A 12,497-nucleotide genomic window follows, 5' to 3' on the forward strand; every position below is an offset into this window, starting at 1 on the left:
ATTGTTCATTATATGAACAATAAATTCGTAATATGAACTACACCTGAATTATATGATTGTCTCTCCCAAGTTGTCAATAATTTTTCACACATGGCTATTGCCGTATGGGACACGATTGGATTATAGACATTCTAGTATGTTTTAAATTGTGCAGGTTTATTACGCGAGTAAGAAGTTCAAGAGGGAGAAAACAGGAAAAAGAACCTGAAGCCGTTTTTTAATACGGACCAGGTTCTTTTTTTCTCCTATTTCTCTTACAAATGGCTTGAGATCTCTTCTGTCGCTGAGAGGAGAGAATTGGTGCATGCCAGGACCTTATCGTCGGTGAACCGGAAGCTAGGTCCGCATACGCTCAGGAAAGCGACAAGGCGGCCCTGCTTATTATAGAGCGGAGCGGAGATGCCGTTTTCATTTTCGTCCAATTCACGGATCGCCGTTGCATAGCCTGTAGTTCTCACCTTTTCTATTTCTTCAAGTAATAAAGTAGGGTCTGTAATAGAAAACGGTGTTCTCTTATCCATAGGCTGATTCAGAAAAAAATGGAGTTCTTCCTTGGAAAACGAGCTAAGCAACAGCTTTCCATTGGATGTGCAGTGCAGTGGAAGAAATGCGTTTACGTAATCAACGAGTCGGATGCTGTGCGGCGGATCAATCTGGTCGATAGTCAATGTTCCATAATGCTTGGGCACGCTGAGAAGCACGGTTTCCTGTGTTTTCTCCTGCAATTCCTCCATGCTTTTACGTGCACGACGGATCAACGACCCGTACTGGGGAGCCTGAGCGGCTAGTCGATTGGCTGCATAGCCGAGCAAATAGCCTTTTGTCAACGGATCGCGTTCGATGAAGCCGTGATTTTCTAGCGTTCCTATCAGTCGCCATACGGTTGTTCGATTCATGCCTGATTTATCAGCCAGATCGACGATGGAAACGGGTTCGGTGCTATCCCCTACCAATTGCAAAAGCAAGAGCGCCCGGTCGACTGCTTGAACGGATGAGTTGTCCTGTTTCATTCAATTTTTGCACTCCATGATTCAATTTATGATGTCATTATAGCTTAGTTATTGGGTTTAACGCTATTCGTTTATACAGATTGTCCTAATATTACTTCAAATACTGATAGATAGCGGGTGGAAATTACGGAAAATAGTTGGATTGACATGACCGGAAAGCCGATTTATAATAATCACGAAGTTCGTATTATGAACCAAATGTTCGCAATATGAAAAATGCAGAGTGATGTAATACGTGTTCTCAAGCTATATGGGTAGGGGCTGTATAGCTTGAGGATTATGCCTTATCTGCAGACTGCCGAGTCATCGACGGGATGAAAGCGTTGCAAGAAGTTTCAATCTTTGGGAGGTGGTCTGTATTACCTACGATAGATTGCAGGGAACAAGACAAGAATCGGATTCATTCGGCACCATGCAAATTCCGCAAGATGCTCTTTATGGAATTCAAACGATGAGGGCCGTGACCAACCTTACGTTTTCTGGACGCTTGCTCCAGCAATATCCGGATTATATTGAATCTCTCGCATTGGTCAAGAAAGCGGCAGCTTTGGCTAATCGGACCGTTGGAGAGATTGAAGAATCCATAGCAGCCGCGATTGAAGAGGCTTGCAACGAGTTGTTAAGCGGGAAGCATCGAGAACAATTTATTGTTGATATTCTTCACGGCGGAGGCGGAATCGGCACCAACATGAATGTGAACGAAGTCATAGCCAACCTGGCGAATGAACGGTGGGGGAACAAGCGGGGAACATACTCTCCCGTTAATCCAACCGATCATGTGAATGCTTCGCAATCAACGTCGGACGTATGTCATACAGCCATGAGACTTGCCATTACCAAAACGTATTCAAGGCTCCATGTTGTATTAACAAGAGTCCAGACTGAATTGGACGCACTAGCTGAACGCTTGTTGGATATTACAACGATCTCGCGGACTTGCTTACAGGATGGCATGCGGGTTCAACTCGGAGAGACGTTCAGCGGCTACGCAGCTGTTGTGCGACGGCGTCATCAATCGCTAACGAATGCGGTAGAGGAGCTATCTCGTGTCAATCTCGGCGGGACGGTCATCGGCTCCGGAGTCGGAGCTTCAGAGCCTTACAGGGACATCGTAATCGATATGCTGTCCCAGGTTACAGGAATGAACTTACACCGTCGCGACAACTTGTTTGACGCGGCGCAAAACATAGACGATTTATCCCAGGTTTCCGCACAGCTTACCTTGCTTGCAACGAGCCTTCTGAAGATCGCCAAAGATTTACGTCTCTTGTCTTCCGGTCCGGAAGCAGGTTTCGCAGAGATTACAATCCCAGCCGTACAGGCAGGATCGTCGTTTTTTCCAGGTAAGGTAAATCCGGTTGTACCGGAGACCGTCATTCAGAGCTGCTTTCAAGTCATGGGGTGCGATCGTGTCGTTCAGGCGGCACTCGAACACGCCGATGTGGATTTGAATGTATTCGAAGGAGCGGCGGGCGCTAATATATTGGATGCTCTAGGCATGCTTGAGAAATCACTGACCCTATTTGTAGACAAATGCTTGTCAGGAATTACGGCAAACGAGACACGGTGCGAAGAGCTGTCCAACAGCTTTATTCCGCTGGTTGTCGACTTAAAGGAGAAATATGGATACAGCGTTGTATCCAAATTAATAAAAGAACAAGGACGGGAAGGCGTCAAACGGTTTTCCCAAAATGGAGGGATTGAGAATGAGCCAAATGAATAAGAAAGCTCTATTTGAAGGCATCGATCAACCTAAGCTGGAATGGGCCATGAACTGGCTGAAGGAAACCAAACAACTCTACATTAATGGCGAATGGGTGGACAGTACAGGCAACGATAAGTTTACTTCTACCAACCCTGCCAACAGGCAAGTTAACGGTACTTACCAAGGAGCGGAGCAAGCGGACGTGGACAAGGCGGTCGCTGCGGCTCGCGCTGCTTTTGATAATGAGAATGGGGCATGGCGCACGATGACTCGCAAAGAGCGGGCGAAAGTAATGCGTAGAATCAGCGCGCTGATCGAAGAGCATCAAGCGGAGCTGGCGACATTGGAAACATTGGATAACGGAAAGCTGTACACCGAGTCCTACAAGGACGGCGTGCAAGAAGCTATTGATATTTTCGAGTATTATGCTGGCTGGACCGACAAGTATTATGGAGAAAACAATCCGGTAGAAGGTAACTTCCTTAGCATTACGACAAGAGATCCTATCGGTGTATGCGCTCAGATCGTGCCGTTCAACTTCCCGATCGATATGGCCGCTTGGAAGCTTGCTCCTGCTCTGGCAATGGGCAATACGGTCATTCTTAAGCCATCGGAAGAAACCTCTTTCTCGGTAATCCGTTTGTTCGAGATTTTGCATGAAGCCAACGTATTGCCTCCAGGTGTCATTAATCTGATCTTAGGTGACGGCAAAGCAGGCTCGTTCCTGAGCCGACACATGGATGTAGATAAAGTGGCATTTACAGGCAGCACGAATGTAGGCAAACAGCTTGTACGCGATTCCGCGGACACCAATCTGAAGCCGGTATCGCTGGAGCTTGGCGGTAAATCGCCTAACATTATTTTCAGTGATGTAGCTAATCTGGAAGGCGCTATTGAACGCTCTTTCTACGGATTGTTCACCCATAAAGCGGAAAAATGCTCTGCGCCGACTCGTCTGATCGCTCATCGCGACATCTATGATCGAGTGGTTGAACGTTTGGCTGAATTGGCTAACAGCTACAAGCTGGGTGACCCGTTCGATCCGGAAACGAATCAAGGACCGCAAGTATCCAAAAAACAGATGGAGCGCATTCTTGGCTACATCGAGAGCGGAATCGCTCAAGGCGCACGTCTTGTAGCGGGCGGCAAACGGGATATGACCGGCGACAATGAGAACGGCTATTTCATCCGTCCGACTATCTTTGCTGAAGTAGACAATAAAATGAAAATTGCTCAGGAAGAAATATTCGGACCTGTATTGTGCGTCATTCCGTTCGACACGGAAGAAGAGGCTGTAGCTATTGCGAATGACTCCATTTACGGGTTGGGAGCCGGTCTGTGGAGCGGCGATGCATCCCGTTCTCATCGTGTGGCAAACAAGCTGCAAGCAGGCATGGTCTTTGTGAACAAATATGGCTGCTACGACTTCGCAAGTCCTTTCGGCGGCGTGAAGCAAAGCGGCTGGGGTAAAGAGTACGCTGTTCATTCGTTGCAATCCTATACCAAAACAAGAGCGATCTGGTTTGCTTACTAATACTGCAAGGTCATCCCACTGAAAGAAGGAAACCATAATGAAAATCAAAGCTGCCGTTATGACGGGAGTCGGTCAACCACTTGCCATTCAAGAAATTACTTTGGATGAACCTAAAGCCAATGAAGTGCTTGTCAAAATAGCTGCAACGGGCGTATGTCACAGCGACTTGAACGCGCTTGATGATGCAACGACACCTTTCCCGACGGTTCTCGGACATGAAGGAGCAGGGATCGTGGAATCCGTTGGTCCTAACGTGACGAAAGTAAAGCCAGGGGATAAAGTAGCATTGAGCTGGGTGCCTTACTGTGGAACCTGCGAGTTTTGCGTAACGGGTGCTGTCCATCTGTGTGAATCGGCTTTCGGTCCTATGTTCGACGGTACGCTTTTGGACGGAACGACTCGTCTAAGCAAAGACGGAGAGAAAATCTACCATAACTCGCTGCTGTCCACCTTCGCGGAATATGCGGTTGTTCCGGAAATGTCCTGCGTCAAGCTACCGGATGAAATGCCTCTGGCACAAGCTTCCTTGATCGGCTGCGGCGTAGCTACCGGTTATGGCGCGGCGGTTAACGCAGCAGGAGTCACTCCTGGCTCTACCGTTGCCATATTCGGAATCGGAGGTGTTGGGGTCAATGCGATTCAAGGCGCCAGAATCGCCGGAGCTTCCAAAATCATTGCCTGCGACATGAAACCGGCTAACCTGGAAATTGCCAAGAAATTCGGAGCTACTCATACCATTAACGTGGGTGAGGAAAATGCAGAAGAAACCTTGAAGGCTATGACAGGCGGACTTGGTGTACACTTTGCCATTGACTGCACAGGGAACACCAAAGCGACTGAAAGCGCATGGAAAGGAACTCGGAAAGGCGGAACCGTTGTAGTTATTGGGGCATTCAATCCATCAAAGGAATTGAACCTGCCAGCAGGCGGCTTCCACCGTGTCGGTAAAGTGCTGAAAGGCAGCTTCTACGGCGATACGCAGCCGTTTCGCGATTTCCCGATTATTGCCAAGCTCTATTTGGATGGCAAGTTTAACTTGGATGATCTTGTATTGGAACGGATTCAGCTTGAAGACATTAACAAGGCGTTTGATGCGTTCCACGACAGCTGCTGCATCAACGTAGGTCGTACTGTAGTCGAGTTTCCTTCAGGGAAATAATATGTTTATCAGATGATTCTCGCTATCCTATATTTTTTATATGAAAAAAGGCAGATCTAGATAGTCTAGATCTGCCTTTTTTCAATTTCCGAATCATAGCATCTGCACCTTCATGCCAGCAAATCGGACGTACTTCAGAATTCTACCGATCCCCGCCTCGGGTACTAAGAATAACCGAAGAGGGAGAATAGCCTCTATACTGCTTGAATTGCTTGGAGAAAGAATACGGATCAGGGTATCCGAGCAGATTAGCTAGCTCTTTCACAGAATGGTTCGAATGCTTAAGCAAGTATTCGGCATACTCCATTCTAGTTCGAATCTCATACTCCTTTAACGGCAGGCCGAAGACTTGGTGAAATAGAGCGGAGACATATTTGGGAGAGAGCGAGGCTATATCCGCCAACTCCCGCTGACTGTATCGTTCTGCCGGATGCTCATCTATTGCTTGCTTTATTTTACTTAAGCCGGGATGTAACGGATAAGGTCGGTTCAGCCCCTCAAGCTCAAGAAGAAGAGACGCTAATGTTTCAGCGACGGCTGAATGACATAATGTTTCCTTTATAACGGATGGTTGAAGCTGGTTATACGTATGTATCTTTTCAAAAAGCTGCTGCATGGCAAAGCCGTTACGCGGAGTAAAGTGAAGATAAAATCGATCGGCACGATCGGTTATCCATTTCTCATCCTTGGGAGCATACAGCCTAAAACGGAGCGGAATGATCCTAAAAGGAATGTCCTTATTACGGAATGCCTGATGTCTTACCTGATTGGATATAAATAATACGTTGTTTTGTGTCAATTCAACAGCCATATCCTCCACGATATAAGTCCCGGAACCGGAGACAACGTACAGCATGTGAAAATCGTCCAGCATCCGCTCGCGAATAAGCCAATTGGTACTTACGCTCACGTTATAGCTGGCCATAATGCGAATAACATAAGCTTTGGCAAGCATCTCTCCAAGCAGCTGTTCAAGCCCTTGAACGGAGGTATAAGGAGTATACCTATTTGACATGATTGTCCTCCTGCATTGGATTCAATAAAATCATCATAATGACTAGTTAGATTAACTGTCAATAAATATAAGATCAGGCTAAGTTATTGTACTTTTTTGACATGCGTTTCTGCCATTATGACATGGGATAAAAGCGATGGGTCTTGTACTCTTAAAAAAACAAAGATATAGGGAGTGACAGGATGTCCAAGCAGCCTAATGTTATATTTATTATTTCTGATGATCACCGTTACAGCGCGCTTCGGTGCGCAGGGGACAAGTCTGTAAGCACACCGAATTTGGATGCACTGGCATCCATGGGGACGCGTTTCGAGCAGACGCATATTATGGGTGGGATGAGTGCGGCGCTATGCATGCCATCGCGGTCTTGCATTCTTTCGGGAGCAAGTGTTTTTCGCTGTGTTAAGGAAAATGCGCTGGATCCAGGGTTTGTCCTTTGGCCCGAGGCGATGCGTCAGGCTGGTTATTTTACCTATGGTGTCGGCAAATGGCATCATAGTACCCAGGCGTTTAATCGGTGCTTTGCCGGAGGAAGCCGTATTTTTTTCGGGGGAATGAACAGCCACTATGAAGTGCCGCTGCAGGAGTTCGATCCGACGGGAAACTATTCGAATGATCAGCGCTACACCTTGAAGGAGCATTCCACGGATATATTCACCGATGCGGCTATCCGATTCTTGGAGGAGCACGATAGCGAAATGCCGTTTGTGCTGTATTTGGCTTATACGGCGCCGCACGATCCTAGGACAGCGCCTGAGGAGTTCCGTAGTGAATATCTTGATGAAGACATCCCACTGCCGCCGAATGCGTTACCGGTTCATCCTTTTGATAACGGGGAAATGAAGATTCGTGACGAGCAGCTGGAAGCTTGGCCGCGAACGCCAGAAGCCGTTCAACGGCATACCGCGGATTATTATGCGATGATTACTCATATGGACGATCGAGTAGGGAAAGTAATGCAGAAGCTGGAGGAACGTGGCTTATCGGAAGATACGATCATAGTCTATACCGCGGATCATGGTCTTGCCGTAGGACAGCATGGTCTTATGGGCAAGCAAAATTTGTATGACCACAGTATTCGGGTTCCGCTTATCCTGAAAGGGAGGGGGATTTCGGAAAATAAAACCGTCTCGGGTCTGCACAGCCAGATAGATATTTATCGTACGCTTTGCGATTTAACCGGAACCGCTGTCCCGGCTGGAGTGGAAGGGTTGTCATTGCAGCCCTATATGGTGCAGAGGGATAATGAATCATCCGCAATCCGTAAAACCGTATTTTCTGCATATAAGAACCTTCAACGTATGGTGAAAGATGAGCGTTGGAAGCTTATCTACTATATCAGCCCGGAGGACACAACAAAGGTTAAGATACAGCTCTTTGATCTGGAGAAGGATCCATGGGAAATGGACGATGTATCAGGACTCACGGACAATACCGATAAGATGAAGGAATTACACCACGAGTTGATCCAATGGCAGAGGTGGGCAGGGGACTCTTTAGCTTTGCCACTGCCTTATTAAGAAGAATGCTAGACACGCGGACACCGATAGGTACCGCTAAATGCAAAAACCGGCTTTATCTGCGTAATGCGGATAAAGCCGGTTTTTTACGTATGATGGGACTACAAGGCCAATCTAACCGTCCAGCTGATTCCAGCGGGAGAGGGCTTCCTTCTTCATACTTTCAATATGGGCTTGTAAAATGCCGGTAAATGAGTTCAAGTCACGTTGCTGCAACGCTTCACAAAGCCGGTTGTGGTCACTATGACGCTTCTTCGTGCTTTCCAAAGACGTGGAATAAACGACCCGCGCTAAGGTGGCGTGAGCGTTCAAGGAAGTGTAAATGGCTAAAATTTTTGTGTTACCTGTCCATTCTACGATCGTTTGATGAAATTGCTTATCCAGCTTGCTGTACGTTTCAAATGGAAAAGGGTCGATCTCTTGATTGTTCACGAGCTCGTCCATTTCAGAGGTAATCTGCAGCAGGTCCGCTATTTGCGATTCGGATACTGTGTTGATGACCTGAGTGATTGCCCAAGTTTCTATCATGAGACGGGCAGCAAGAATTTCCACGAAATCCTTTGGGTTCGATTGGGTTACATAAGTGCCTTTACGCGGCAGAACCTCAATTAATCCATCGTGGACCAGTTGATTGAACGCATCCTTGACCGGGGAACGACTAACTCCAAATTCGGAGGCTAATTTATGAATATCCAGCTTATCACCTGGAGCATATTTTCCGCCCATAATATTTTGTCTCAATACTTTGTACACTTGCGTGGCTAATAGGGACGTTTCAACTATAGTGTTACTCAAGGTTATTACCTTCTTTCCGCGTTACACCCGAGAATTCATGGTTAATAGAATTATAATTGATTTTTGCAAATTAGGTCAAACCGCATTCCGCAAATAGGCTTAAAGCAGGTATTGACGAAAAGGCTTTCATGAGGTATCTTTATTAAGCGTAATATGTAACATGTTACATGTGATATGTCACATTAGATGAAATTGAAGGTACTATGCTTACGATTTTTGAACAAAAAGGAGATATTACGATGAAATGTATTGTTTGCGAGCAACCAAACCAATTTACAATGACGGAAGTACCGATGCCAACGGTAAAAGCGGGTGAAGCCTTAGTTCGGATTCGCCGCGTAGGGATTTGCGGAACCGATCTTCATGCATACCGCGGGCGTCAGCCGTTTTTTTCATACCCTAGAGTTCTTGGTCATGAGTTGGCCGGAGAAATTGTAGAAAATCATAACCCAGCCAGTGATTTGCAGCCTGGAGATCGAGTGACGGTCCTGCCTTATCTGGAATGTGGGCATTGTATTGCATGCCGTAGCGGCAAACCGAATTGCTGCGAGCAAGTGCAAGTGCTTGGTGTTCATACAGATGGCGGAATGCAGGAGTATGTATCGCTCCCAACTACACACTTGATCAAGACGAACGATATTACCCTGGATCAGGCAGCTACTGTAGAGTGCCTCAGCATTGGAGCGCATGCCGTTAGACGTGTAGCGATTCAGCCTGGAGAATATGCACTTGTGATTGGCGCAGGACCTATCGGCCTGGGTGTGATGAATTTTGCAAAACAAGCAGGAGCCAAAGTAATCGCTTTGGATATGAATGAAGGACGGTTAGCATTTTGCTCCAAATGGGCGGATGCAGATTATACAGTCAAAGCTTCGGAAGATGCTGAGAGTCAGATTAAAGCGATTACCGAAGGTTCTTTCCCTACTGTCGTGTTTGATGCTACAGGCAGCGCAGGTTCTATGATGAATGCATTCAAATTCGTAGCTCATGGCGGCAGACTGGTATATGTAGGACTGGTTCAAGGCGATATTAGCTTCTTCGATCCAGATTTCCACAAACGCGAGATGACGCTTCTTTCAAGCCGCAATGCTACCCGGGAAGATTTTGAGCATGTGATGAACGCGATAAGACAAGGGAATGTGGATACGGATTCCTTCATTTCTGCAAGAACGACATTTGATGAGATGATCGACGAGTTCGAAACGTTCTTGAAACCTGAGTCCAATATTATCAAAGCGGTTGTAACTTTATAACGACTTGGTAAAAATAAGACATAATAGGGAGGACATCCACAATGTTATCTAAAGGACGCGGTTTTATATTAGTGATGCTGTTTATTGCTGGGGTTATCAACTACATGGACCGCTCGGCGCTATCCATTGCGGCACCGTTCATTCAGAAGGATCTTCAGCTTGATGCAGCTCATATGGGGATGATTTTCAGTAGTTTTTTCATCGGGTATGCGATATTTAACTTCATTGGAGGCTACGCCTCCGATTATTTCGGTGCCAAAAAGGTACTAACGACATCGATGACCTTTTGGTCCATCTTTGCCGGTGTGACGGCATTAACCTTTAACTTTATCTCGCTATTTATAGCACGCGTTTTATTTGGTATGGGAGAAGGTCCTCTTTCCGCATCCCAAAGCAAAATGGTCAACAACTGGTTTCCAAAGAAATCCCGGGCAAGAGCATTGGCCATCGCTATGGCCGGTACCTCTCTTGGGGGGGCGCTATCAGGACCGGTCGTCGGTATCGTAGCTTTGAATTGGGGCTGGAAAATTTCGTTCGTTGTCATCGCGCTTATCGGTCTGATCTGGACAGCCATTTGGGTTAAGTTCGTAAGAGAGCTTCCAAGCAACCAGGAAGTCGATGAGGAGGACGATGATGTGGTTCAAGTCAACGCACCTGTCGGCAAGTCTGGCAAAACTCCATTGTCCTTTTACTTGAAACAACCGACGGTTTTATTTACGGCTGTCGCCTTCTTCGCTTACAACTATATTTTGTTTTTCTTTTTGACTTGGTTCCCAAGCTTTTTGATAGATGCAAGACATTTGAACGTTAAAGAAATGAGCTTTGCTACCATGATTCCTTGGACAGTAGGCTTCATTGGCTTTACCTTGGGTGGATTTATTATCGATTTTATTTATAAAAAGACAGGCAATGCATTGTTCTCCCGTAAAGTTGTATTGGTAACCTGCTTGCTCGGTTCTGCTGTAAGTATCGGATTTGCAGGCTTAGTTACTACTACTACAGGAGCCGTTACCTTAATGGCACTGGCTGTATTCTTCCTGTATCTTACTGCTATCACTTACTGGTCTATCATTCAAGATACAGTGGAAAAGAAACGTGTGGGCGGTGTAGGCGGTTTCATGCATTTTCTTGCTAACATATCCGGTATTATCGGTCCTACAGTGACGGGTTTCATTGTTCAATCGACTGGCAAATTTACAAGTGCTTTCCTACTAGCTGGCGGTATAGCCGTGATCGGAGCTTTATGTGTTGCCTTTTTTGTAAAACCAATTAGTGATAAAAACAATCCTGCAGCAGTGAACAATAAGTAGTGAATGCGGATAGAGGTGAATGAGTATGGCCCGATTCAGAGTCGTTATTACGGACTACGAATATAACAGCCTGCAAATCGAGCGGGATGTGCTAAGACAGCTTGACGTGGAATTTATTACGGCGCAATGCAAAACGGAACAAGAGGTTATCGAAGCCGCGAAGGATGCCGACGGAATTTTGAATCAATATGCACCCATTACTGAACGTGTAATCGAGCAGCTTAACAGATGCAAGGTGATTTCCCGCTATGGCGTAGGTGTCAATACGATCGACGTGGAAGCGGCTACACGAAAGGGCATCATTGTCGCCAATTGCACCGATTATTGCTTGGATGAAGTGGCGGATCATGCACTGGCCTTATTGTTAGCCTGCGCTCGTAAAGTATCCTTGCTCGACCGTTATGTGAAGCGCAGCATATGGGATTATAAAAAGTCGATCCCAATCCACCGATTGAGGGGACAAGTATTGGGACTGGTCGGATTCGGTAAGATCCCTCAAAATCTTAGCGCGAAAGCCAAGGCGTTCGGACTCCAGGTAAAAGCGTATGATCCATTCATGAGTCCTGAACTGGCTGCTCAGCATCAGGTGGAGCTTGTAGATCTGGACACCTTGTGCCAAACGGCTGATTTTATTTCCGTTCATGCGCCATTAACGAAAGATACTCAAGGTTTGATCGGAAGCAAGCAGTTCAGTCAGATGAAGCCTGAAACCGTAATCATCAATACTTCCAGAGGTCCGTTAATGGATGAGCAGGCACTTATTGAGGCGCTTCGTTCTTCGCGAATTGCTGGTGCAGGGTTGGATGTGCTGGAGAACGAGCCCATTCATCCCGATAATCCGCTGTTGAACATGGAACAGGTCATCCTCAATCCGCACGTCGCCTGGTACTCGGAAGAGTCCGAGCGAGAATTGAAGGGAAAGGTTGCCCAGAACATCGTAGATGTTCTCTCCGGCTTCTACCCTGATTATTTCTTCAACCGTGATGTCAGACATCAGGTGCACCTTCAAGAAAAACTTAAATGAAATTTAACATTATTTCATCATGAAAGGTCCTGCTTCCGATAGCAGGGCCATTTTTGTTATTCCGGGAAGCTCCTTGATGTATAAGAACTATTAATATGAAAAAAAGTGAACTTTTTGTTTGTTTCCATCGTCTATATATATCGCCTATAATTAGAGGCAAGAGAAAGAGATA

10 protein-coding genes are annotated in these 12,497 nt (G+C 46.3%); 7 read left to right on the forward strand and 3 right to left on the reverse strand.

The features are described from left to right. Positions 1 to 254: 254 nt before the first annotated feature. Positions 255 to 1,010, reverse strand: a complete 756-nt coding sequence (locus tag QMA13_RS07390; protein WP_282940580.1) for an IclR family transcriptional regulator — start codon at positions 1,008 to 1,010, stop codon at positions 255 to 257. A gap of 349 nt (positions 1,011 to 1,359) precedes the next feature. On the opposite strand from QMA13_RS07390, the gene QMA13_RS07395 reads away from it, so the two are divergent. Genes QMA13_RS07395 through QMA13_RS07405 form a run of 3 tightly spaced genes read left to right on the forward strand, consistent with a single transcriptional unit; the run spans position 1,360 to position 5,408 of the window. Then, positions 1,360 to 2,733 (forward strand): lyase family protein, encoded by a 1,374-nt coding sequence (locus tag QMA13_RS07395; protein ID WP_282940581.1) that lies wholly within the window; start codon positions 1,360 to 1,362, stop codon positions 2,731 to 2,733. Beyond that, positions 2,717 to 4,249, forward strand: coding sequence for an aldehyde dehydrogenase family protein (locus QMA13_RS07400; RefSeq protein ID WP_282940582.1), 1,533 nt, complete (start codon positions 2,717 to 2,719; stop codon positions 4,247 to 4,249). The genes QMA13_RS07395 and QMA13_RS07400 overlap by 17 nt, the downstream gene beginning before the upstream one ends. Positions 4,250 to 4,286: 37 nt before the next feature. Continuing rightward, complete coding sequence (locus QMA13_RS07405; protein ID WP_282940583.1) at positions 4,287 to 5,408, forward strand: Zn-dependent alcohol dehydrogenase; 1,122 nt, start codon at positions 4,287 to 4,289, stop codon at positions 5,406 to 5,408. Positions 5,409 to 5,550: 142 nt separating this feature from the next. Here the strand turns inward: QMA13_RS07405 and QMA13_RS07410 are convergent, their stop codons facing one another. Continuing rightward, the gene (locus QMA13_RS07410; protein ID WP_282940584.1) at positions 5,551 to 6,423 is read right to left on the reverse strand and encodes a helix-turn-helix domain-containing protein; all 873 of its coding nucleotides are present in this window, start codon (positions 6,421 to 6,423) and stop codon (positions 5,551 to 5,553) included. A gap of 182 nt (positions 6,424 to 6,605) precedes the next feature. Between QMA13_RS07410 and QMA13_RS07415 the strand changes: the two genes are divergently transcribed. After that, the gene (locus QMA13_RS07415) at positions 6,606 to 7,943 is read left to right on the forward strand and encodes a sulfatase family protein (protein ID WP_282940586.1); all 1,338 of its coding nucleotides are present in this window, start codon (positions 6,606 to 6,608) and stop codon (positions 7,941 to 7,943) included. A gap of 114 nt (positions 7,944 to 8,057) precedes the next feature. Here QMA13_RS07415 and QMA13_RS07420 read toward each other — a convergent pair whose 3' ends face one another. Then, positions 8,058 to 8,738: a GntR family transcriptional regulator gene (locus QMA13_RS07420; RefSeq protein WP_282940588.1), complete on the reverse strand. Its 681-nt coding sequence runs from the start codon at positions 8,736 to 8,738 to the stop codon at positions 8,058 to 8,060. Between the two features lie 239 nt (positions 8,739 to 8,977). Between QMA13_RS07420 and QMA13_RS07425 the strand changes: the two genes are divergently transcribed. From QMA13_RS07425 to QMA13_RS07435, 3 genes are read left to right on the forward strand one after another with little or no spacing between them, the layout of a single operon-like run. After that, entirely contained in the window at positions 8,978 to 9,991 is a 1,014-nt protein-coding gene (locus QMA13_RS07425; protein WP_282940590.1) for a zinc-binding alcohol dehydrogenase family protein, read from the forward strand. 41 nt (positions 9,992 to 10,032) lie between these two features. Then, a complete protein-coding gene (locus QMA13_RS07430) occupies positions 10,033 to 11,301 on the forward strand; it encodes an MFS transporter (protein WP_282940592.1) in 1,269 nt (422 codons plus the stop codon). Positions 11,302 to 11,326: 25 nt separating this feature from the next. Beyond that, positions 11,327 to 12,325, forward strand: a complete 999-nt coding sequence (locus tag QMA13_RS07435) for a C-terminal binding protein (protein ID WP_282940593.1) — start codon at positions 11,327 to 11,329, stop codon at positions 12,323 to 12,325. Positions 12,326 to 12,497: the final 172 nt, after the last annotated feature.

It is taken from the genome of Paenibacillus sp. RC67, from assembly GCF_030020805.1.
In the GTDB taxonomy this organism is placed as follows: Bacteria; Bacillota; Bacilli; order Paenibacillales; family NBRC-103111; genus Paenibacillus_S.

Excerpts from the sequence above, each read along its gene's own strand:
- QMA13_RS07430 (WP_282940592.1), top strand. The coding sequence starts at position 10,033 with ATGTTATCTAAAGGACGCGGTTTTATATTAGTGATGCTGTTTATTGCT.
- QMA13_RS07400 (WP_282940582.1), top strand. The coding sequence starts at position 2,717 with ATGAGCCAAATGAATAAGAAAGCTCTATTTGAAGGCATCGATCAACCT.
- QMA13_RS07410 (WP_282940584.1), bottom strand. The coding sequence starts at position 6,423 with ATGTCAAATAGGTATACTCCTTATACCTCCGTTCAAGGGCTTGAACAG.
- QMA13_RS07390 (WP_282940580.1), bottom strand. The coding sequence starts at position 1,010 with ATGAAACAGGACAACTCATCCGTTCAAGCAGTCGACCGGGCGCTCTTG.
- QMA13_RS07405 (WP_282940583.1), top strand. The coding sequence starts at position 4,287 with ATGAAAATCAAAGCTGCCGTTATGACGGGAGTCGGTCAACCACTTGCC.
- QMA13_RS07435 (WP_282940593.1), top strand. The coding sequence starts at position 11,327 with ATGGCCCGATTCAGAGTCGTTATTACGGACTACGAATATAACAGCCTG.
- QMA13_RS07425 (WP_282940590.1), top strand. The coding sequence starts at position 8,978 with ATGAAATGTATTGTTTGCGAGCAACCAAACCAATTTACAATGACGGAA.
- QMA13_RS07415 (WP_282940586.1), top strand. The coding sequence starts at position 6,606 with ATGTCCAAGCAGCCTAATGTTATATTTATTATTTCTGATGATCACCGT.